The organism is Brevibacterium sp. FME17 (genome assembly GCF_014897515.1).
Lineage (GTDB): Bacteria > Actinomycetota > Actinomycetes > Actinomycetales > Brevibacteriaceae > Brevibacterium.
The window spans coordinates 100,599-123,183 of the sequence record NZ_JABUYD010000002.1 but is presented as its reverse complement, the minus strand read 5'-3'; the positions used below and the strand labels follow the sequence as shown (position 1 = coordinate 123,183).

18 protein-coding genes are annotated in these 22,585 nt (G+C 63.6%); 10 read left to right on the top strand and 8 right to left on the bottom strand.

Annotated features, from left to right (window positions below; translation table 11 throughout):
- Window positions 1-1,131 carry a coenzyme F420-0:L-glutamate ligase gene (locus tag INT40_RS02535; RefSeq protein ID WP_226830653.1) on the bottom strand — a complete coding sequence of 377 codons (1,131 nt, stop codon included), beginning with the start codon at window positions 1,129-1,131 and terminating at the stop codon, window positions 1-3.
- 494 nt (window positions 1,132-1,625) lie between these two features.
- Here INT40_RS02535 and INT40_RS21110 point away from each other — a divergent pair, with 494 nt between their 5' ends.
- From INT40_RS21110 to INT40_RS02520, 3 genes are read left to right on the top strand one after another with little or no spacing between them, the layout of a single operon-like run.
- The gene (locus INT40_RS21110; protein ID WP_308298048.1) at window positions 1,626-2,069 is read left to right on the top strand and encodes a WhiB family transcriptional regulator; all 444 of its coding nucleotides are present in this window, start codon (window positions 1,626-1,628) and stop codon (window positions 2,067-2,069) included.
- Entirely contained in the window at window positions 2,066-5,227 is a 3,162-nt protein-coding gene (locus tag INT40_RS02525; protein WP_193095402.1) for a glycosyltransferase, read from the top strand. The genes INT40_RS21110 and INT40_RS02525 overlap by 4 nt, the downstream gene beginning before the upstream one ends.
- The gene (locus INT40_RS02520; protein ID WP_193095401.1) at window positions 5,224-6,681 is read left to right on the top strand and encodes a DUF5719 family protein; all 1,458 of its coding nucleotides are present in this window, start codon (window positions 5,224-5,226) and stop codon (window positions 6,679-6,681) included. Before INT40_RS02525 ends, INT40_RS02520 begins: the two co-directional genes overlap by 4 nt.
- A 36-nt stretch (window positions 6,682-6,717) precedes the next feature.
- Here the strand turns inward: INT40_RS02520 and INT40_RS02515 are convergent, their stop codons facing one another.
- Window positions 6,718-7,077: a metallopeptidase family protein gene (locus INT40_RS02515; protein WP_101569780.1), complete on the bottom strand. Its 360-nt coding sequence runs from the start codon at window positions 7,075-7,077 to the stop codon at window positions 6,718-6,720.
- Window positions 7,078-7,207: 130 nt separating this feature from the next.
- Here INT40_RS02515 and INT40_RS02510 point away from each other — a divergent pair, with 130 nt between their 5' ends.
- From INT40_RS02510 to ahcY, 3 genes are read left to right on the top strand one after another with little or no spacing between them, the layout of a single operon-like run.
- Window positions 7,208-7,558 (top strand): DUF3499 family protein, encoded by a 351-nt coding sequence (locus INT40_RS02510; RefSeq protein ID WP_374701004.1) that lies wholly within the window; start codon window positions 7,208-7,210, stop codon window positions 7,556-7,558.
- Window positions 7,555-9,048 carry a phosphomannomutase/phosphoglucomutase gene (gene manB / locus INT40_RS02505; protein ID WP_193070758.1) on the top strand — a complete coding sequence of 498 codons (1,494 nt, stop codon included), beginning with the start codon at window positions 7,555-7,557 and terminating at the stop codon, window positions 9,046-9,048. Before INT40_RS02510 ends, manB begins: the two co-directional genes overlap by 4 nt.
- Before the next feature lie 44 nt (window positions 9,049-9,092).
- Entirely contained in the window at window positions 9,093-10,553 is a 1,461-nt protein-coding gene (ahcY, locus tag INT40_RS02500; RefSeq protein WP_193095400.1) for an adenosylhomocysteinase, read from the top strand.
- Window positions 10,554-10,659: 106 nt separating this feature from the next.
- Here ahcY and INT40_RS02495 read toward each other — a convergent pair whose 3' ends face one another.
- Window positions 10,660-11,484, bottom strand: coding sequence for an RDD family protein (locus tag INT40_RS02495; protein ID WP_319021916.1), 825 nt, complete (start codon window positions 11,482-11,484; stop codon window positions 10,660-10,662).
- A gap of 93 nt (window positions 11,485-11,577) precedes the next feature.
- Here INT40_RS02495 and INT40_RS02490 point away from each other — a divergent pair, with 93 nt between their 5' ends.
- Window positions 11,578-12,576 carry a stage II sporulation protein M gene (locus INT40_RS02490; RefSeq protein ID WP_193095399.1) on the top strand — a complete coding sequence of 333 codons (999 nt, stop codon included), beginning with the start codon at window positions 11,578-11,580 and terminating at the stop codon, window positions 12,574-12,576.
- Between the two features lie 68 nt (window positions 12,577-12,644).
- Here the strand turns inward: INT40_RS02490 and INT40_RS02485 are convergent, their stop codons facing one another.
- Genes INT40_RS02485 through INT40_RS02465 form a run of 5 tightly spaced genes read right to left on the bottom strand, consistent with a single transcriptional unit; the run spans window position 12,645 to window position 18,020 of the window.
- The gene (locus INT40_RS02485; protein WP_193095398.1) at window positions 12,645-13,931 is read right to left on the bottom strand and encodes a DUF58 domain-containing protein; all 1,287 of its coding nucleotides are present in this window, start codon (window positions 13,929-13,931) and stop codon (window positions 12,645-12,647) included.
- On the bottom strand, window positions 13,932-15,056 hold the full coding sequence (locus tag INT40_RS02480) for an AAA family ATPase (protein ID WP_193095397.1): 1,125 nt from the start codon (window positions 15,054-15,056) through the stop codon (window positions 13,932-13,934).
- Complete coding sequence (locus INT40_RS02475; protein WP_193070754.1) at window positions 15,053-16,318, bottom strand: DUF4350 domain-containing protein; 1,266 nt, start codon at window positions 16,316-16,318, stop codon at window positions 15,053-15,055. The genes INT40_RS02480 and INT40_RS02475 overlap by 4 nt, the downstream gene beginning before the upstream one ends.
- Window positions 16,315-16,971 (bottom strand): hypothetical protein, encoded by a 657-nt coding sequence (locus tag INT40_RS02470; RefSeq protein WP_101569789.1) that lies wholly within the window; start codon window positions 16,969-16,971, stop codon window positions 16,315-16,317. Before INT40_RS02470 ends, INT40_RS02475 begins: the two co-directional genes overlap by 4 nt.
- Window positions 16,968-18,020: a hypothetical protein gene (locus tag INT40_RS02465; protein ID WP_193070753.1), complete on the bottom strand. Its 1,053-nt coding sequence runs from the start codon at window positions 18,018-18,020 to the stop codon at window positions 16,968-16,970. The genes INT40_RS02470 and INT40_RS02465 overlap by 4 nt, the downstream gene beginning before the upstream one ends.
- Before the next feature lie 136 nt (window positions 18,021-18,156).
- Between INT40_RS02465 and mtrA the strand changes: the two genes are divergently transcribed.
- Genes mtrA through INT40_RS02450 form a run of 3 tightly spaced genes read left to right on the top strand, consistent with a single transcriptional unit; the run spans window position 18,157 to window position 22,558 of the window.
- Window positions 18,157-18,837: an MtrAB system response regulator MtrA gene (gene mtrA / locus INT40_RS02460; RefSeq protein ID WP_143921237.1), complete on the top strand. Its 681-nt coding sequence runs from the start codon at window positions 18,157-18,159 to the stop codon at window positions 18,835-18,837.
- Entirely contained in the window at window positions 18,834-20,840 is a 2,007-nt protein-coding gene (gene mtrB / locus INT40_RS02455) for an MtrAB system histidine kinase MtrB (protein WP_193095396.1), read from the top strand. The genes mtrA and mtrB overlap by 4 nt, the downstream gene beginning before the upstream one ends.
- Window positions 20,837-22,558, top strand: a complete 1,722-nt coding sequence (locus tag INT40_RS02450) for an LpqB family beta-propeller domain-containing protein (protein ID WP_193070751.1) — start codon at window positions 20,837-20,839, stop codon at window positions 22,556-22,558. The genes mtrB and INT40_RS02450 overlap by 4 nt, the downstream gene beginning before the upstream one ends.
- Window positions 22,559-22,585 lie beyond the last annotated feature (27 nt).

Here is a 22,585-nt window from a genome sequence, read left to right as displayed (position 1 = left end):
TCAGTGGTTGATGAGTCCGATGTTGATGCGCACCCCGCGGGGGAATGCTCCGAGTTCTCCCTCGGCCCACTCCCATTTCGTGGTGGCGCTGAGATCCTCAGCGAAGAGAGCGGTGTGCATGCGCTCGACGAGTGAGCCGAGGCCGACCATCGCCTCCAACAGGGGAGGGCCACCAGCCTGCGGCGTCGCCGGAGAGTCCGAGGGGGCAAGCGTGATCCTGGATCCGGAACCTTCAATGCGCATCCGCCACGCCGCCTGCCCTGGGGTGCGCGTGGTTCCCGCGCGGACGACGCGGATGGCTCGGGAGACGCGTTCGAGGATGTCGTCGCTGTTGTCTCCGGCAGCGGCGCGGCCCGGCAGCTTCGTGACTCCGAGCCCTCTGTGGATTGCTTCGACGTGGCCGTAACGGAACCAGTCCTCGCCGAGGTCGCGGCTCAGCGCCTTCGCCCCGGCTTGGCCGTTGTCCAGGTACCCGCCGGCGCCTCGGACCAACGCCATCGGCAGGCCACGTGATGATCCCTTGACGAGATCTGCCGCTGCCGCGATCTCATCGGCGACCGCGCGAACAGTCACCGACTGCATACGGCCATCGTCATCTGGCTTACCGCGCTGATCATCAAGTCCGGAGAAGCCGGAGAGACCGAGCGCGAAGTCGCCGACACCGATCCTCCAGGGCCGCGAAATGGTGTCGGAGATGACGACCCCGATCCGCACCGAGAAGGATTCTTCGACCCGCAGTCGCAGCTTCTGAGCCGAATCATCGCTGTCCTGAGGGTGGAGGACGACCGCGCCGCTCGAATTCGACTGGTCGAGCCCGGCCGCCGCCTGCACGGTGCCCGAATGGGTGCGCACGATCTGGACGGTCGACCCCGAGGCATAGGTCCGTTCGGCGACAAGGTGATTCGAGGAATCCTTGACCAGATCCTCGAACTCCGCTCGGTCCTTCACACTGCGCAGACGTCCGTCCGCTTTGGACACAACCTTCGATGCGATGACGAGGATGTCGCCGTCCTTGAGGTCGATCCGATTCCGGCGCAGAGCGTTGACAAGTATCGCTGCCAGATCAGACCCGGCTGTGATGTCCTCCTCGACGGGAGGCGCATACACGGTGAGCAGTCGGTCGTTCATCATCGCGTCTCTATCGTCTTCGGGCCGCCTGCACGCCCGTTTTCAGTGGGCGGATGCTGGGATCGGGCAGCGATCGCGAGTGATTCGACTCTCATGTCTCCATAATCCCACCGACAGCGAATGATTTCGAAATTCTCCAGATTTGTTCAGGTGCTCACCACAGGTTGTGTCAATATCAGCAGATGGTCGCTATATGTGGTGTTCATAGTGCGTGTGTATGTGAAGGTGTGTTCGATTAATCCACATGCGTCCCCGCCAATACTCCACAAGGGCTTGACGAGTCGGTAATGACACGCGTGTAATTTATACTTAACAGGGGAACGCACTTAGCACGAATTCTCGGATTCGAGCACCCACCACGCTGATACCGTCAGCACGAGCTTCACCTCCGGAACCATCCGGGGAGTCGGTCGCACCCAGACCATTTCACTCCTCGAACGGTACCGGAACAGAAGCCCGCAGTGGTAGGTGAGCTGAGCGTGAGAAAGGGGAAAACCGTGCAAAGCGCACAGAGCAAAAGGCAGGAGAGGGAAGACCTCTCCACAGTCGCGCCCGGAGTCACTTCACGAAGTGCCGAAGACTGGTTCGTCGAACCGGGGGCGCGTACACCGGATACTCTGCCTGATCCATTAGCGATCGATCCGAACGATCTGACACCGCTGCCCACGGACAACTCCGCAGTATCGCCGCTCTCACTGCTCTTCGGAGCAGGCGAAGACGGCGAGCTTTCCTGGCAGGACCAAGCGCTGTGCGCTCAGACCGACCCCGAGGCGTTCTTCCCCGAAAAGGGCGGATCGACTCGCGAAGCCAAACGTGTCTGTGCCTCATGCGACGTCCGCTCGGACTGCCTCGAATACGCGCTGGCGAATGATGAGCGCTTCGGAATCTGGGGCGGAATGTCTGAACGCGAACGCCGTCGACTCAAGAAACAGGTCGTGTGAAACCTGCCGTCACCGTTGTCGTCGCCTCAGGCGACGACAACAGCAGGGTTGAGCTTGAAACAGCTCTGAACGCGAGCTTCCCCGAGATCCCCGTTGTGGATCTCGGGGGTCTTGCCGTCACACAGGCCCTTGCACTCCCCGAAGTCGCCGACAGCACCCATCTGTGGTTCCTCTCCGCAGACTCGCGTCCCGACCCCGAGTGCCTCGAAGAGCTGCTTGATGCCATCGGCGCGACCGAATCGATCGCCGCTGTCGGTCCCAAGATCACGCACGAAGACCACATCGTCTCCGCCGGCGTCACCACCACCTCGGCTGGAGCCCGGGTCAATCCAGTCGGAGACGGCGAGGTCGACCAGGGACAGCGCGACGGTCAGTCGGAGACGCTGGGCCTCGACCTGCCGGGCATGCTCATCTCCACCGCGGAGCTTGAGAGAATCGGAGCTCCCTCCCGTGTTCTCGGCATGTCCTACCGCGGTCTCGAATACTCGCGTCGACTACGCGACCTCGGTCGCAGGGTCGTCGTTGCACCAAACGCCAGACTGACGGTGTCCGCACGCTCGGCCGCTCAGCTGGGCTCCTCACCACTGCCACCCGCGTCGAAGTCACAGATCCGGACCGAACAGCGCTACCGCCTCAGCCTCTCCAGCCCCGGATTCGCCGGCATCTTCTGCCTCCTCATCCTCACTCAGCTGAAGAACACCCTGGCAGGACTGCTGTCGAACAACGTCCGCGCCGCCTCCTGGTATTTCTCCGCGCTTCTCGGACTCGCCGCCGACGCCCGCATCACCTCGCGGCTGCGACGATCCAACGCCCGCCGCAGCCGTCGGGCGAAACGCACCACCGACTCCCATGTGGCACCCCTCTACGCGGACCCGGACGAACTCGCCGTCCAGCGCCGGAGCATGAACTCCGCCGAGGAGGCCCGCCAGGCCCAAGCCGACTCGGCAGCCGGATCGAGCCCGGACCACATCGACGAAACCGAACTCAACCCGGTCGGTGACACCGAAGAAGCAATCGATTCGTTCTCACGCCTCGAAGTCACCGGCGGTTCGGGACTCTTCCGCAGCCCCCTGACCTACCTCCTCATCGCAGCCGCGGCACTCAGCGGCCTCGTCTCCTTCCGACTCTTCGGCCCCGGCTACCTGGTCGGCGGTGCGCTCGGGTCCACCGACGTCAGCCTGGGCGAGCTGGTCTCCCGCCTGCTCAGCCCCCATCTCGACGTTTCCACCGGTGCTGCAGTCCCCGCCGATCCTTACCAGCTGCTCCTGGCGGCCCTGAGTGTTCCGTTCCTGGGCCACGTCGACATCATGGTTCGGACCCTGATCCTCCTGGCCCCGATCCTTGCCGTCATCGCCGCCTACAGCGCTGCGGGCGCAATCGTGAGACGGAACTGGGTGCGCGGATTCGCCGCCCTGCTGTGGATCGCGGCCCCGCTCTTCGTCACCGCGCTCTCGGACGGCCGCCTCGGCGTCATCTTCGTCTGGATTGCCGCACCTCTGTTCGTCATCGCCCTGCGACGCAGCCTGCGCACCGGGTCGATCGCCGCCACCGCAACCGCCGGACTTCTGCTGTTCCTGATGACCGCGGGTGTGCCGCTGATGCTGCCACTGGGAATCATCCTCACCGCAGTGCTCCTGTGCACCGGTCGTGGACTGCGCCACCTGTGGCTGCTGGCTCCAACCCTGTTCCTGGCCTGGCCCTGGCTGGTCGGCCTCGTCACCGACCCCGGCGCGATCTTCGTCATGCCCGGCCAGACCCTCGCCCCACCGGCACCACCGACCTACCTCCTGGCTGTCGGCTTCCCCTCACCGATCGACATGACCTGGCTGGCCGATCTCCTCGGCGCTGTCGGCATCAGCCCAGGGATGCTGCAGCTGTGGGCACCGATCCTGGTGCTGCCGATGCTCATCCTCGCGTTCCTCACGCTCATCGAAGCTCACCTCAGACTGTCCCGCCTGATGTGGGCCGTCGGTCTCTACCTCGGCGGTCTTCTGGTGGCCACCGTCCAGATCCTCCTTCCCGCCCAAACCGGGCCTTTCCACCTCATCGGCTCCTATCCGGCCGCGGGTCTGACTCTGCTCAGCCTCGGGTCGATCATGCTGCTCACGCTCGGTGCCCAAACCACGACGACGAAGTCGACGAACTCCCGCCGACTGCCCATGCGCGGCCTGTCCGGGCTCGCAGCCATCGCCGCCGTGGGACTCATCGTCGTCAGCGCCGGCCCCAGCACCACCTCGGCGGACATCGTCACCACCCAGGAACACGGCACCGTCCCGGCACTGGCCGCCGATCGGGCCACCGGTGACACTCAGTCACGCACGCTGCACCTCGATGTCGTCGATGGTGAGGTCCGTGTCCGCCTCCTCGCATCCGCCGACGGAACCGTCATCGGCACCTCGACCATCCGGTCAGCCGAGGCGGTCGGCGGGTGGCCTTGGGAGCGCAGACCCCTGCCCATCAGCGCTGATCAGACACTCATCGCCCAGGCCGCCGCGGCACTCTCAGCCGATGATGCAGGAGACGTCCGACCCATCCTGGGCCAGCTGGGCGTGGACTTCGTCCTGGTCGACTCGAGCGCGAAGAATCTGACGAACTCGGTGGCCGCCGCCGACGGTGTGATCCAGATCGGCCCAACCGAATCCGGCGGACTGTGGCAGGTTGACACCCCCTACAGCGGCCGATTCCTGGTGCGGGAACCCGACGGTGCGATGAGCACCGCACCGATGCACGGCACCACCGCCGAGGTGGCTCCCGGCGACGATGGGCGCACCCTGATCGTGTCCGACAGTGCCGAAGACATCACCGCCAGCATCGATGGCAAGGACCTGCCGAAGCCGGAGAAGTCCACGATCAGCTGGGCCTCCGAATACTCACTGCCGGCCGCTGGCGGAGACGTCGAGCTCACCTACGGTTCCCCGCTCTATGCTCCGGGCGTCATCGTCGGCTGGATTCTCGGCCTCCTCACCATCATCGTTGCGATCCCCTTCGGGTCCCAGCGCCAGACCGAGGCGTGGTCACGCACGAGTCGTGCGAAGACCGGGCGAGCCAAGACTGGGCGTGCGATGCGGGTGAAGCCTCGGCGAAAGGCTGAACCGGCAACCGAGAGCCCAGCAACCAAGCAGTCAGCATTCGAGCACACTGTGGAGGCGAAGTCATGAGACATATGCGAAGCTTCGTGACCTTCGCGGCGATCGCCGTCCCCGGAGTGCTTGTGGCCACGACCTCATTCCTGACCCCGTTGACCCCGGGCACGCTCGATCGCAGCCCCGAGCAGGTCCGAATGCCCACGGCCGACACTCGTGTGATCTGTCCCGGCCCGCTCCTGACCGATGACGAGGCAGAAGGCACCGACGCGGAGTTCGTCGACGACTCCAACGTGTCCACCCGCGCAGTCTCCGCCTCTGCACCGATCAGCGCCGCAGACGGTTCGGTCTCCGCAGCGCGTCTGCAGGTGGCAGACCTGGGCGGGTCAGCAAACTTCGACAATCCCAGTTCGGACGGATTCGTCTCCGGCGATGACCCGATCGATCAGACCAAGCTCATCACCGGCTTCGCCCGCCCCGGGGCACCGGCGCTGACAACCGGCGTGCAGACCGTTGAAGGCACATCTGGAGACCTCACTGGGCTCGCGACTCTGACCTGCGGGTCAGCGGCAAGCAACTTCAGAATTCTGGCTGGCTCCGGGGCTGCGGGATCGAATTCCCAACTGCTGCTGAGCAATCCCGGCGACGTTCCCGTCCAGGCTGAGGTCACGCTCATGACGCCGTCGGGACAGCGCGGGGAACCGACAGAGGTCAGCATCAAGGCCGGCAAGCAGCGAGCCATCCGACTGGGAGGCCTTGCCTCCGGTGCAGAGGCTCTGGCCGTCGCTGTCAAGGTCGACGGGGGAGTCGTGGCCGGCTCTCTCCAAGAGACAGTGCTCGAGGGTCTGACACCCCAGGGCATCGACCTGGCCACCAGCGGAGCGGATGCCGCCTCGCAGCAGGTCGTCACCGGTCTCGACGGGAAGGACGCACGCCTGCGCGTGGCCAACCCGGGCGATGACCTGGCAGAGGTATCGCTTAAGGCCTACGGGCACGATGGGGAGGTCGACATTCCCCGCTCATCGATGACCGTGGTTGCACACGGAGTCGCCGAGGCAGACCTCGGCGATCTTGACGCCACGAGTGTCGTCCTCGACTCGGATCAGAGCATTCAGGCCAGCGCCTTCATCGGCCGTGACGGAGAGAAGGGCAGTGCAGACTTCGGCAGCATCAACGCCACCGACACTCTCGCTGACTCACAGATCATGGCCCTGCCGCGCACGGGCACCGGAAAGCTCTACCTCTCACCAGGACAGGGACAGGTGCAGGTGAGGGGCATGCTCGACGATGGTTCGGTCACGGATCCCCAGTCGATCGATCTCAACCCGACCGGCACCACCGAATTCAGCCCCGCCGAGGTGTCCCCGGACGCGGTCCGCGCCATCGTCATCAGCGGGGAGAACGCTTCAGGCTCGCAATCCGATGGTGTTCACGCCAGCTATGTGGTAACCACGGACTCTGGGATCTCTGCGGTGCAGCCCGCACCGGCACCTGCCGGCGTAGCCTACCGCGACATCCGCCTCGGCTGACTGCAGACGCTTCTGCGTCGGCTGCATCCGCTTTCGCTAGGAGTTCCGGAGGATCTCGACCTGATCGGCGACCACCTCGGCGATGAGAGAATCACGCTGGCCGCTGCTGTGGTATTCGATGACTCGCCGGTAGAGGACGATGTGCGTGAGCCTGTTGGCGGTGGCCGGGAAGACCCGGCCGAAAGCGGGCTCAGTGGAACTTGCCGGTGGAACCGCATCGATGGCCAGCACCACCTCGGCGAGCAGGGCCGGTTCCTGCGCCCGGAAACGGGCGAACTCCTCGGCCGCGACACGAGCGAAGCTCTCCCCTCTGCGCAGTCGGGCCGGGACGTCGGCCAAGAACAGCGGGGACCGCAGTCCGCGGCCATGCCGATCACGATGACGCCTGGTACTCATGAGTCAATATTGTACTGACCATACGGCCCTGGCTGACAGGAACAGGCGGTACTCGCGTGTAAAGTGGTTGACTGTGTCAGCCGTGAGATTGTGTTCAAAAGTCAGCTGCTCGAGCAGTGCCGCAGCCACCATGACGTACGTGCACGCTGATGCTTGTGTCGTCATCGGTCCGCTGTCGCGTCGCGCCGAGCCCGGTGCCCATGACCTGTGCGCCGACCACGCCGCAAAACTGACCCCTTTGGTGGGGTGGGAGCTCATCCGCATCGGAGGTGAGCAGGCGCCTCCCGAGCGCACCCATGACGATCTGTTGGCCATCGCCGACGCCGTCAGAGAAGCGGCAGGACGCCCCGGAGACGGTGCGAGTGCGGGCGAGGCAGCGTCGTCACCCTCGTCTGCGTCGTCGTCGAGCGCTGAGAGGCGAAGCGACGGATCCGTGCCGGGCCGCAAACACGGTCACCTGCGCATCATCGGCGACTCATGACCGACCCCAGGCCCGGAGCTGTGCCGAGTCCCAGTCCAGACCTCGTCGAGGCCCGCACGACTGCGCTCGAATCCGCGGTCGGAGCCTATGACATTCGCGGCCGCATCCCTGATCAGCTCGACGAGGATGTGCTCTTCGCTCTCGGCTGGGCCACTGCCTTCGCTATGTCGGAGCTCGAATCGAGCGCCGAGGTGGTCGTCGGACACGATATGCGACCCAGTTCTCCCGGTTTCGCGCACGCCTTCGCCGCAGGCATCGAGGCAGCCGGTTATCGAGCGGTGCTGCTGGGGTTGTGCTCGACCGATCAGCTGTACTTCGCCTCGGGAATCTTCGACCTGCCCGGTGCGATGATCACCGCAAGTCACAACCCGGCCGACTACAACGGAATCAAGATCTGCGGCCCCCGAGCCGCAGGAGTCAGCCTCGCCTCAGGGCTGGGACGAATCAAGGAGCTGGCACCACAGGCGCCGACATTCGGCCGGGCCGTCGACGGTTCACACCGTTCTGCACCCGCGGTGGACATCAACGAGGTTGCGGCCGCGGACATGCGCAGACGCTACGTCGAACGCATCCGGACGCTGACGCACGTCGATGAGGTCACTGGTCTGAAGGTCATCGTCGACTGCGGCAACGGCATGGCGGGCAAACTCCTCGGTGAGGTCTTCGGCCCTGATTCCGGTTTTGCGAAGGTGCCCTTCGACGTCATCGGACTGTTCACCGAACTCGACGGTACTTTCCCCAACCACGAGGCGAACCCGCTGAAGCCGGAGAACCTCCTCGACGTCTCCCAAGCGGTTCTCGATCACGGCGCGGACCTGGGACTGGCCTTCGACGGAGATGCCGACCGGTGCTTCTTCATCGACGAAACCGGGGCGACCATGTCGCCCTCGGCGATCGGTGCACTCGTCGCCGAACGTGAGATCGCCCGTGCGAAGACGGCCGGCGTCACCGAACCTGTGGTCATCCACAATCTCATCACCTCCCGCAGCGTGCCTGCAACGATCACAGCCGCCGGAGGTCGGGCGGTCCGCTCGAAGGTCGGGCATTCGGGCATCAAAACACTCATGCGCACCGAACATGCCGTCTTCGCCTGCGAACACTCCGCTCACTTCTACTTCGATGAGTTCTACGGTGCCGACTCCGGCATGCTCGCAGCCTGCCACCTGATTGCCGCTCTGGCGAAGACAAAGGCACCTGCGTCACGACTCGTCGCCGACTACGATCTCTACGCACAGTCGGGAGAGATCAACTTCACCGTGGCCGATCCCGAAGCCGTGCTCACCGCCTTCTCGGCCGAATCCGGTCACTTCCCGGCCAACACGGTCGATGACCTCGACGGCATCGGGCTACAGGGCGAAGACTGGTGGATCAACCTGCGCATGTCGAACACGGAGCCCCTGGTGCGACTCAACGTCGAGGCCAGCGACCCGCAGCGGCTGCGCGAATTGACGGCACAGGCCAGTGACTTCGTCGAGGCCCGAAGGCAATAGACTCAACTCAGACGACAACAGTTTCCGTTCTCCATGGAGGTACCGTGCTCGAATCCACCGACTTCAAGGTTGCCGATCTGAGCCTGGCCGAGGCCGGCCGGCACCAGATCCGACTGGCAGAACGCGAGATGCCTGGGCTGATGGCACTGCGTGAAGAATTCGGGCAGAGTAAGCCGCTGACCGGGGCTCGCATTGCCGGAAGCCTGCACATGACTGTGCAGACGGCTGTGCTCATCGAGACCCTCGTCGCGCTTGGTGCGCAGGTGCGGTGGGCCAGCTGCAACATCTTCTCCACTCAAGACGAGGCCGCTGCCGCTGTCGTCGTCGGCACCGGCAGCCTCGACGCTCCAGCTGGTGTGCCGGTCTTCGCCTGGAAAGGTGAGACCCTCGAAGAGTACTGGTGGGCCGCGGATAAGATCTTCGACTTCGCGCAGGGAGCCAACCTCATCCTCGACGACGGCGGCGACGCCACGATGTACGTTCTCAAGGGTGCCCAGGCCGAGCTCGACGGGGGAGTGCCCACCGCGGGTGAGGACGACCCGGAAGAGTTCAAGGTCCTTCTGGCACAGGTGCAGAAATCGCTCGAGGCCGCACCAGGACGTTTCGGTCGCATGGCTGCAGGCATCAAGGGTGTCAGCGAAGAGACCACGACGGGAGTCAACCGCCTCTACCGTCTGGCTGAGGACGGCAAGCTGCCGTTCCCCGCCATCAACGTAAATGATTCCGTGACGAAGTCGAAGTTCGACAACCGCTACGGCATCCGCCACTCCCTGCCCGACGGTCTCAACCGCGCCACAGATGTCCTCATCGGCGGCAAGATCGCCGTCGTCGTCGGCTATGGTGATGTCGGCAAGGGGGCCGCCGAGGCGCTGCGTGGTCAGGGTGCCAGGGTCATCGTCACCGAGATCGATCCGATCTGCGCCCTGCAGGCGACAATGGACGGCTACCAGGTTGAGCATCTCTCCGCGGTGGCACCGACCGCGGACATCATTATCACGACTACAGGCAACACGCGGGTGGTCGGAGTCGAGGTGCTGACCAGCCTCAAACCCGGGGCGATCGTCGGCAACGTCGGACACTTCGACGACGAGATCGATCTGGCCGGCCTGGCCAAGGTCTCCGGAGTCACCAAGGTCGAGATCAAGCCGCAGGTCCACGAATGGCGCGTGCCCGTCCCCACCGACCTGGGTCTGGAACGCGAACAGACGGACTTCCTCGTCCTGTCCGAAGGCCGCCTGCTCAACCTGGGCAACGCCACCGGCCACCCCTCGTTCGTGATGAGCGCGTCCTTTGCCAACCAGGTGCTCGCGCAGATCGAACTCTGGGTCAGCCCCGAACGCTACGACAACGATGTGCACCGCCTGGCGAAGGAGCTCGACGAAAAGGTCGCGCGCCTCCACCTGCCGGCACTCGGAGCGAACCTGTCCGAGCTGTCGAAGGAGCAGGCCGAATACATCGGCGTCGACGTCGCCGGGCCATATAAGCCCGAGCATTACCGGTACTGAGCTTCCCTGACGTCTTCAGGTCCGACCCCCAAACGACGGGGGCCGGGCCTGAAAAGTCTGCGGATCTCAGTGTAGAGAGATGAGCGCGGGGCCGGGTTTGAAACCTTCAGCGGTTCTGCAGATGCAGCCCATGTGGGAGTGTGTTGACGCCTGCACGGAACGCCTGTGACTGTTCACTGCGGCGCTGCTGCTTCGAAAACTCTGCCGAGCGCTGTCGGTGGATGACTGCAGACAGGAACTGTTCCGGCATCGTTCCCTCTGGCGGTGCGGGTGCGACATAGGGGTTGAGCTCGGTGGCGAGTTCCTTCGCCCGCTCCCAGCGCGAATCGCGGCCCAGGTTCTCAGCCATGGACAGAAACTGCACAACCCGGCGGTGCAGCCCGGCAGGGAGCGTGGCAATGTCGGTCTCTGCCAACCAGTTCTGCAGATGCGGTGAGACATGTGTGTGAACCGGTTGGGGTGGGGCGGTGCGTTCGCTGACGGCCATCGTCCCAGCCATGTAGTCGCCGAGGCGCTTGGACTGTGGCGAGACCAGACCGGAGAGGGCTGCCAGTCCGCCACCGGTGGAGAGGATCTCGAAGGGCCAGAGGACGGCGCGAATGAACGAGTGCCTGGCCCGCACGGCCCCACCGTCGTCGCGGACGACGCGCAGACCCAGGATGAGCTTTCCGATCGAACGGCCGTGGGTGAGGACTTCGATGATCATCGGCAAGAGCACGAACACCGAGATGCTCATGATGGTCATCACCGATGCCAGCAGGAGCTCGTTGACGTCAAGGACCTGCAGCAGGAACCAGAACATGGCGATGAGGAGCCCGATGTTGACGATCGAATACACGATGTAGTCGATGAGGCAGCTCAACGCACGCGCGGCCAAAGCCGCAGGCTGGATGCTCAATTCGACGGCTTCGCCCGTCACCAAAGTACTCACGATTCCATCCTGTCATAATTCGCATCCCCACTTCATTGCGGATCGCCTCGGACACAGATTCTGGTCTGCCTGACACTCAGATAGGGTTGAGTCATGGACCCGAATCTGCTGGCCGAACTGCACGGCGACAAGTGGCGAGAACTGTCCATGCTGGCGAAGAAGAACTGGCTGAATCCGGCCCAGGCCCACAGATTCCTCGACCTCTATCGGGATGCGTCGAAGGACCTCTCTCGGATCATGACGGTGGCTCCCGACTCCTTGGAAGCCGCACGACTGTCGGCGATCGTGCATCGTTCGCGCAACCATCTCTCGGCGGTTCCCTCCGGTGGCCTCAGCGGTCTCTCTCGTTTCTTCGTCATCAGCCTGCCGCTGTCGATCTATCGACTCCGGTGGGATTTCCTCATCGTCGCCGCATGCTTCCTGGCAGTGGCGAGTCTGGCCGGGATCTGGGCGGGAATGCACCCGGAGGTTCTCGAGACCTTCGGCGACCACGCCTTCCGCAAGCAGTTCGCGGAGCATGATTTCGTTGAGTACTACAAGGAGAATCCGAACGGGTTCTTCGCAGTCGGGGTGTGGACGAACAATGCGTGGATCGCCGTGCAGTTCGTGCTCCTGGGCATCACCGGCATTTTTGTCGTCTCAGGACTCTTCTCCAACGCGGTCAACGTCGGATTCTCCGGTGCGATGATGTTCGAGTTCGACCGCGGCTCGGACTTCTTCCTCTACATTCTTCCGCACGGAATCCCCGAGATCAGCTGCATCATCCTCGCAGGTGCGGCGGGACTGAGACTGTTCTTCGCCTGGGTGGTGCCGGGACCTCAGCTGCGCCGAAACAAACTCGCCTCAGAAGCCAGATCACTGCTGACCGTGGCAGGTGGTCTGGTCATTATGCTGTTCATCTCGGGACTCATCGAAGGGTTCGTCACCCCCAATCCGATCCCACCTGCCCTCAAAATCGCCATCGGCGTTGCCTACACCGCCGCAGTCATCGCCTATGCCTGGTACTTCGGCAAGCGTGCCGCGAGGGCCGGACTCAGCGCCGATCTCGACGAGCACCAGGCGGGCTACTCGATCCTCGCGACAGATCGGTAGAGCCTCCACCGCAGACAGATGGACCTTCCACCACTGACTGGTCTAGCCTGCACCACTGTGTGAGGGTCCTACAGCTTCCCAGTCGCCTTGAGATTGATGTAGAGGTCAGCGAGAGCTCCGGGCAGATCCTCAGGTCCCGCTTCGACCGACTGGACACCGGCTCCGCGAAGACGCGTCTGCAGGGACTTCGATGTCAGCAGCTCCGATTCCGCGGCCGCAGCTGTGAAGATCTCATCGGTGCCCTCACGCTTCGCCGCCAGTTCACCCAGGCCAGGATCTTCCACCGAGGCCACCACGACGCGGTGACGTGCCAAGAGAGTCGGCAGGACAGGCAGGATCTCGTCGGAGACGCTGCCCTCATCCAAAGCGGTGACGAGGACGACGAGCGCATGTTGGCGTGAGGTGGACAGGACAGTCGACGAGATCTGCTCCCAGTCGGCATCGTAGAGTTCCGGGTGCACCGTCGTCAGCGCCACCGAAAGGTCATGGACGGGATCCTTCGAGCGATGGCTCGAGGCGATTGCCCGGATGCGTGCATCGGCGATAATGACATCGACTCGGTCGCCTGCCCCAGAGGCCAGAGCCGTCAACAGCAGAGCAGACTCCAGCGCAGCATCGAAGATGGTGCCGTCACCGCAGCGACGTGCGGCCAGTCTGGAGGAATCGACGACGATGACGATTCTCCGGTCACGCTCTGGCCGCCAGGTCTTGACGACCAGGTCCTGAGCACGGGCACTGGCACGCCAATCGATGGAGCGCACATCATCACCGTCGACATAGTCGCGCAGCGAATCGAACTCTGTGCCCATGCCGCGGATCATCACAGCAGACCGGCCATCGAGTTCACGCAGCTTCTGCGTCTTCGAAGGAAGCTCGCGCCGGGAGATGAATGGCGGCAGGACGCGCACGATCGCCGGCACATCGAAGCTTTTCTGCCGAGCGATGAGGCCTAAGATGCTGCGGCTGCGGATGGTGACCTTGTCCGCGTGCAGAGCACCGCGGCGCACGGGCAGAAGGTGAGTGACCACCTGAATGCTCTCACCTGGGGACAGGTCGAAGTGCGAGCGTGTGTTTTCGGCTCTCGCACTCGGTGACCACGCATCACGGACCGCGATACGCAGGCGTTTGGGGGAGTCATTGACCATGGTGAGCGTGCAGTTGGTCGGATCACCCAGCCGGACCATCGGTCCAGGCGTGCGCTGGAGGGACACCAACCTCGGCGGGGGAACGAGGAAGAAATCGAGCAGCGCGACGATGACGATGACGCCAGCGACGATCAGTGCACTCGTGAACCCCGGCATGAGCATGACGGGGACGAGCCCGAGCAGGGTCAGCAGGAGCAGTCGTGTGGTCATTCAGCGTGGTACTTCGGTGGTCGCGATGATCGAGTTGAGGACCTGATCGACGTTGAGTCCATCCATCTGAGCCTCGGGTCGGAGGATCACACGGTGGCTCAGGGTCATGTGCGCCAATGCCTTGACATCATCGGGTGTCACGTAGCCGCGGCCCGAGAGCCAGGCATAGGCGCGTGCGGCACCGAGCATTCGGGTGGCACCGCGGGGAGAGACGCCCAGGGCCAGCGACGGAGCCTGTCTGGTTGCGCGAGCCAGGTCGACGATGTAGGTGATGACCTGTGGGGCGATGTAGATGCCGGCGATGCGCTCCCTGGCCTGAGCGATCATGGCGGCGTCGACGACTGGTGTCAGTCCCGCCTCAGCAAGGTGAGAGGCGTCGAAACCGCGTGCATGACGGTCAAGGATCTCGAATTCCAGGTCGCGTTCGGGCAGTCCGAGGACGAGCTTGAACAGGAACCGGTCGAGCTGAGCCTCGGGCAGAGGATAGGTGCCCTCGTATTCGAGGGGGTTCTGGGTCGCCGCGACCATGAACGGTTCCGGCAGGGCACGGGACCCGCCGCCGACCGAGACCTGGTGTTCCTCCATGGCTTCGAGCAGCGCCGACTGTGTCTTGGGCGGGGTGCGGTTGATCTCATCGGCGATGAGGATGTTGGTGAACACCGGGCCGGGCCGGAATTCGAAATTCGACACGGACGCGTCATAGACCAGGGAACCGGTGACATCGCTGGGCATGAGGTCGGGCGTGAACTGGATTCGGGTGTTGTCGAGGCTGACCGAGGTGGCGAAACTGCGCACCAGGAGGGTCTTGGCGACACCGGGCACACCCTCAAGCAGCACGTGACCCTGGCACAGCAGTGCGATGAGCATCCCGGTGACCGCTTCGTCCTGTCCGACCACGGCCTTGGCGATCTGCGTGCGCACGTCGACGAACGCCTCCCGGAGAGGGTCGCGCTCCTGAGCCGCCTGCTGGGGCTGGCCTGGCTGTACCGCCTGCGACTGCGCTGGCTGGGAGGGCTCGGCCTGTGCCTGTGCCTGTGCCGACTGGGGCTGGGCCTGTGCCGGTTGGGTCGGCTGGGCCTGGCCCTGCGGCTGCTGGGCAGAGTTCTCGCCTGGAGTCTGTGTCATGAGATCTCACTTTCGATGAGGGTGAGCTGATGGACGATGTTCGCTAATTCTGAGTCGGTGCTGGGCACTGCGGAGGAGAAGACCGAATCGACCTGGGCCGGATCTCGGCCGGTCGCGTTCGCGATGCCGACGATGATGTCGCGGGGCCCGGCCTCGGGACCCAGCGCCAGCCGTTTCGCAACGCGCAGGAGAGCGCCAGTGCGCAGGGTGTGCAGGGCACCAGTCCGGTCGTGGCTGCGCGCGGCCAGAGCCGCACGACCGTGCACCGTCTCCACAGCGGGAACGATGACCGGCAGGCGTTCGACGGCCAGGGGACCGAACCTGCGGCCGAGGATGAGCAGGAGGATGAGCACACACGGAACCAGCCACAGGGCTCCGGCGATGAACCAGCTGGGCACATAGTCCAAGGTCGACGGGGTCGACTCGGACTCACCGGACTCGGTGGGGTAGTAGACGACCAGGTGGCCGGACTGTGATAGCTGGGAGAGAACCAGTGAGGCATTGCCCTCTTCATCGATGCCGGCGTTGGTCGCCCAGTCGGGATTGCCGAGGACGGTGACGGGGAAGTCGGCCTTCCCTCCGCCGCCCTCATCGACGATGAGCTGCCCGTGCGCCGATCCAGGGGTGACTTCGCCACCGCCAACCTGGGAGACGCCAGGGCCGGTGAACGGGTAGCAGGTGCTCAGACCCTCGGTGCCTTTTCGGGCCTCGGCATACTCCGTCTCGCCGGTCTCAACGCCGCCGGCAGCCTGGGCCGCCGGCACCTCACAATGCGGCCGTGAGATCTTATCCGGGGTGGCCAAGGGGCTGATGCTGTCATCGACCGTGATCCTGTCGGTGAATTCCTGGACCATATGGCCGGGATCGATGAGTGCCAGTCGATTGTCATTGGCGGCGAGCTGAGACTGGAAGCCGTCGATATCGCCCTGGGAGAGCAGATCGGCCTTCGTCGGAATCAGGAGTGTCGTGTCCGGTTTCCCGGAAGCTTTGTGAGCCGTTTCGTAGTCCTCGGTCGTGGTCACCTCGACCCCATGGTCGCGCAGAGTTTCGACCATGGCCTTCGTGCCTTCACGAGCCGTGGAATCGTAGTGCAGAGGTGCCTCGGACTCGCGGTCCGAGGTCATCAGCATCGTGGCGATCACGGTGATGAGGATGGCGATGGCCGCCACGATCCACACACCGGCCGACCTCAGCCTAGCCGTCAGCGGGACCGCCGCACTCGAACGGGTGCCTCTGGTAGCGACGTCGATAAGGGCACTCATGATGCCACCGCCGATCGATGGCGCGGACTCAACGCGCTCAACGCCTCATCAAGTGCGAGGAACTCGTGATAGGTCTCAGATAACGAAGCGAGCGAAGTCCCATCAGGGTCCTCACCGAAGAAGAGGTCGTTGAACACCTCGGCGACTCGGGCCAACTGGCGCCGGTGTTCGGGCACTTCGTCTCCGGCAGTGCGGCTGAGTTCGCTGGCAGTCGATGCTGAATCGAGAGTGACGATGTGCTTCTGGGAGAGCACAGCGAAGATGGCACGTGCAGAATCGATGACCGCAGTCCTCATATCCCCGCGCTCGGCGGCGGCCCGCGCACTCTCTCTCCAAGGGCCGGGCTCAGGTGAGGCGACGACAGGGTCGAAGGCAGACAACGGAAGGGAGGTCTTCTTCAGCCCGACTCGGCGGACCCGCCAGATGATGAGGCCGACGATGGCGGCCAGAGCCACGATGACGATGAGAAGCATCCACGGAGAGTTGTTGTTGAGTGCGCCTGAGACGATCGAGTCCCAGAAGTTGCTCAACCACTGACCGATCTGTTCCAACGGGGTGAGATCGGTGTCCGAGTATTCCTTCTTCGACAGTTCGTGCTCGACCCATTCGCGCCCGGTCTCTCGATCGATGGTCGAACTTGCCAACATGCTCATGCGGCGTCCTCCTCACGGCGAATGAGAACCAGGTCGAACCCTTCAGTACGCATGCGTTGGTCAAAGTAGCAGACGCAGACGAGGCAGGAGAAGTATGCGAAGAGAATCGCCGAGGACACTGTCGTCAGGAGCAGAAGAAGAGCTCCGGCGATGGCGACGATGATCGTCATCGACATGGAGGCCGCACCAGCGGCGCCGATGGCGATGGTGGCGATGACGGTGACGACCATGACGAGAGGAGAGATGATGAGTTGGACCAACTGGTTGGACAGGAAGTAGCCGAGTCCCAGCTGTCCGAGGGTGCGCCAGAATCCGGTGCCGGTCAGGCGCCAGGAGCGTCGCAGTCCGGCTCGCACGCCCAGCTTTTCGACGGCGATCGCAGAGCCGGTGAAGGCGAAACGCAGATTCAGCCAGATCAGGGCGCACAACCAGAGTCCCAGCGCGAGGAAGGCAGTGACGATTGCGATAACCGTGTTGTCGGAGAGTGCGAAGAGAAGCGAGGGCAGCCCGAGAAGAACCAGCAGACCCAGATTGACGGCGCCCAGGAGAAGGGCCGCGAGAATCAGTGACCAGCGGCGACCACGCAGCGACGCCCACGACTGAGTCAAAGTCGTCTTGCGTGCCCCGAACGAATTTTCGGCACCGCTGGCGGCCAGTCCGGCAAGGAAATGAGCGACGCCGAGGCTGAGCAGGCTGATCGCGAACGATCCCATCTGCGCGAGCAGGAAGAACCCGGACATCGCATCGTCATTGCTGACGAGATCGTTGAGGAAGGGCAGGAACTTGAGCGCGACGAAAGCACCGACCGCGGTGAGGACGAGACTCCAGAGCGTGAACACGATGAGAGCCGCACCGATGGTGAGCCCGGGAATGAATCGCAGCAGACGGAAACCGGAATCGAGCACCTCAAAGAAGGTCAGCGGTCGTTTGGCCAGAACTCCACGCGGGGAAGGCGGGTGCCATTCGTGATGCGTCGGGCCCTGATCTCGTCGTTGCCACTGACCTGTCTGCCAGTCGACCTCTGAGGTCCACGCATTAGATCGTCCCATTACCACGCAATCCTGCCATGATTTGGTGCCCAGCGCCGACTCGAATCGCACCCTGAAACAGAGTTCACAACGTCTGCAATGACAGGTGGGGGTGTCGAGGTCGAAAGATTGGGCGCTCATAAGCGACAATGGAAAGATGAACGCTCGTATCCTCGTAGTTGATGATGACACGGCTTTGGCCGAAATGATCGGGATTGTGCTCAAAAGTGAAGGCTTCGAGCCCTTCTTCTGCGCTACCGGTGATCAGGCCTTCGGCGAATTTGAGAAGGTGAACCCGGACCTCGTCCTCCTCGACCTCATGCTGCCCGGCAAAGACGGGCTTGAGGTCTGCCGAGAGATCCGCGAGATCTCCTCGGTGCCGATCATCATGCTCACGGCGAAATCGGACACCGTCGATGTTGTCCTCGGTTTGGAATCCGGCGCCGACGACTACGTTCCCAAGCCCTTCAAACCCAAGGAGCTCATTGCCCGGGTGCGAGCCCGCCTGCGCATCTCCGAACCACAGGCCCCGGAGCTGCTCACCGTCGGTGACGTTGTCGTTGACGTCGCCGGTCACACCGTGACGAAGGGCGGTTCGCCGATCTCACTGACACCACTCGAGTTCGATCTGCTGGTGGCTCTCGCCCGCAAACCATGGCAGGTCTTCTCCCGCGAAACCTTGCTCGAAGAAGTGTGGGGCTACCGGCATGCGGCGGATACGCGCCTGGTGAACGTACACGTGCAGCGACTGCGGTCGAAGATCGAACGTGACCCGGAGAAACCAGACATCATCGTCACCGTGCGCGGCGTCGGATATAAGGCAGGCAGAGCGGCGTGAGTCGCTCTTCGGCTGTGGGCGGAGCAATCCGCACCGCAGCCTCGGCGATCCGGACGTTCTGGCGGTTCCTCCTCCGCTCGTTCAGCCATTCTCTGCAGCTGCGGATCGTCGTCCTCACCATCGTCCTCACCTCCGTGGCCATCTTCGGGGTGGGGACGTACATGTCACAGCAGATCTCACGTGGCCTCTTCGACACCAGGCTCCAGTCTCTGTCGTCCCAGGCGGGGACCATCGTCTCCGAGCTGCGCAGCCTCTCTCCCGTCGACGGTCAGGCCGTGACCCAAGAGAACCTGAGCTCACAGCTGTCATCGATCTACAACCGCTCCACCGGCTCTGTGTACTCGTTGACCTTGGAACCCAGCGATCCGAACTCCTCGTTCTCAACGATCAGTGCCGGTACGACGGACTCCGATGGTGCGGCGGCCGCGGTGCCCATCAGTGATGAGCTCAAGGCTGCCATCGGCAAGGCTCCGACCGACGACATGCTCTATCAGTCAGTGGCACTTCCCGATGGGTCCGGGCCCGGGCTGCTGATCTCCCAGGAGCTTCAGATCCCTGGCGCAGGACAGTTCCAGCTCTACTATCTGGGCGACCTGTCCGAACAGCAGGACACCCTCGACTTCGTCCAGAGGTCGATGCTCGTCGCCGCCCTCGTCCTCGTCGTCCTCGTCGGTGCTGTGGCGTGGATCGTCACCCGGCTCGTAGTGACCCCGGTGCGCACCGGCGCCGAGGTGGCACGACTGATCGCCGACGGTGACCTTGACGAGCGCATGCCCGTCCACGGCAACGACGAGATTGCCGTGCTGGGGGAGTCTTTCAATGACATGGCCGACACCCTTCAGCATCAGATCCAACAGATGGAGCGACTCTCCGTCCTGCAAAGGCAGTTCGTCTCCGATGTCTCTCATGAGCTGCGCACACCTCTGACCACCATCCGCGCCGCCGCGGACCTCATCTACGACTCGCGTGATGACCTCGATCCCGTGACAGCTCGCAGCGCCGAACTGCTGAACTCGCAGGCGGAGAGGTTCGACAACCTCCTCTCGGACCTGCTGGAGATCTCCCGCTATGATGCCGGCGCCGCTGCCCTGGTAGCCAAGCCCGTCGACATCGGCGCCATCGTCACCTCGATCATCGAGACGGTGTCGATGGTGGCAGATCAGATGTCGACGAACATCGTCGTCCACGCTCCGTCCTCGCCGGTGATGGCCGAGGTCGACAGGGTGCGCATCACACGGATCGTGCGCAACCTCGTCGTCAACGCGATCGAACACGGTGAGACCAACCCGATCGACATCTATGTCGCCTCCAACGCCGAGGCAGTGGCCGTGAGCGTGCGCGACCACGGTGTGGGCATGAACGAAGAACAGGTCGAGCACGTCTTCGACCGGTTCTGGCGTGCCGATCCCGCTCGCAAACGCACACTGGGTGGGTCTGGCCTGGGCCTGGCGATTTCGCTCGAGGACGCTCACCTGCACAACGGTTGGCTGCAGGTCTGGGGCAAACCGGGCGAAGGCTCATGCTTCCGCCTGACCATTCCACGCCGACCCGACCAGGAAATCACCTCCTCACCTCTGCCGCTGCCGCCTCGGGATGCGCAGATCCAAGGTGCTGCCCTTGTGGCAGGCCCTCTGTCCTCGGACGGTTCCGTGCGAATCCAGACGGGGTCGATCCCCATCGTGGTCGAAGCCAATCAGACTCCTCCCGCCCGTGGAGGATACGTTGACGGCCCTGAGGTCATCCGCGGCGATGCTGCCATCATCGACGACGGCACTGACATAGGCAGGAGCGCGGAGAGTTCCAGCGACGCCGAGAGTGACTCGGCCGCTGACAGCAACTCGGTCGCTGAGGACCTCGGCGAGGCAGAGCAGACTGTGGACATGAGCGAAGACGCCACCGGTAACCGCGACGACACTGCTGCCGACGACACAGACGACACCGACACCAGCATTCACATTGACATGGACACCGTGTGGCCCCCCGAAGGAGGATCGAAGTCATGACGACACCCCGACGAAAGAAGGGTCTGAGCATGGCGATCCTCGCCGTCTTCGCCAGTCTGGCCCTGGGAGCCTGCTCTTCGATCCCGAGCAATTCGCCCGTGGGTCACATCGAGGCCGGTTCCGGTGACCCGGGTGCCAGCAACGCTCGGATCCCTGATGGCCCCGAACCCGGTGACAGCATCGGTGAGATCGTCCGCGGGTTCCTCGCCGCTGGCGCGGGCACCGGAAACAACTTCTCCGTCGCCAAGTCCTTCCTCACCGAAGCCGAGGCACAGGAGTGGAATCCGCAGGAATCGGTGTCGCTGCTGCCCAACGACACCGATCTGGATTCGCTCAACGCCGAAGTCACCTCCGACCAGAAGACGCTGACGATGTCGGCGCCCGTCGTCGGACTGGTCAACTCCTCGGGCATCTTCAACTCAACCAAACCGGGAACCCAGTCGAACATGGAATTCTCGCTGAGGCAGGAGAACGGGGAATGGCGCATCGCCTCGGCGCCCGACGGTCTGCTCATCTCGCAGTCGGAGTTCCAGACGATCTTCCTCAACTACTCGCTCCAATTTTTCACCTCTGACTACTCCTACCTGGTTCCTGACTCCCGCTGGTTCCTCCGGTCGTCGTCGACGCCGACAGCTCTCATCAACGAACTCCTCAGCGGTCCAGCCCCATATCTGTCAGGAGCTGTCGTGACCTCGATTCCCGACGGCGCGAAACTCAGCGACACGAACGTGGTGAGCATCGAAAACGGTGTCGCACACATTGCCCTGAGTAACCAGGGGGATGCGCCCACGGACAAGGAGAAGGGGCTGATTCGAGAACAGATCGCATCGACTCTGAAGGTAATTCCCTCAATCTCAAGCATCGAACTGACTATCGGGGGACAACTCGTCCCAGAGAGTCTGCAGCCCGAGACCGATTCCTCGGTCCAGGTCGACGGTCCACCGGTGGTGCTGGCCAAAGACCGACTCTCGCGCATCTCCGGCACGACCGTGGCCAAAGTCGAGAACAGTCCTGACCTGTCCAAGGCCAGGGCCAGCGACCCCGCCGTCTCCTTCGACGATTCGCTCTACGTCTACCTGCAGAATTCCGGGAAGGAGCTGATGCGTCTCAAAGCCGACTCTGTTGATGCGACTCCGATCTTCAAGGGAAAAAAACTGGTGCGCCCCAGCATCGATCGGTTCAATACGGTCTGGACGGGGGAGCGCGCCAACAAGGGCAAGCTCACGGCCATCGGCGATGACAGCAAGGAACACACCATCAACACGGACTTCCTGGCCGGTCGCGACCTCATCGACCTGGAAGTTTCCCGCGACGGCACACGGATCGCGCTGCTGAGCAGACACAAGGGCGAACCATCACGCATCGACGTCGTCGGAATCCCACGTGACAAAGCGGGGAACCCCTCCGGCACCGTGTCTGATGCGCCGATCGAAGTCGGGTCGAACTTCGATGAGGTCAGGGACATCTCCTGGGCCGGATCGACCTCGGTGGTGGCGCTGGCTGCCACGGCAGGCGAACGGGTCCAGCCGTTCCGCATCGGCGTGACTGGGCCTCCCGCCCAGCTGGGAGAGGTCCCTGATGGCAGTCGGATCGCCTCCGGCGAAGACGGTCGTTCGATCCTCGTGACGAGCTCCTCTGGAGAGATCTACTCCTACAACTCCAATGCCTGGCAGAAGCTCATCGATATCTCGGCCAAGGACCCCTCCTACCCGGGCTGAGGATTCTTCTCACCATGGCATAGTAGA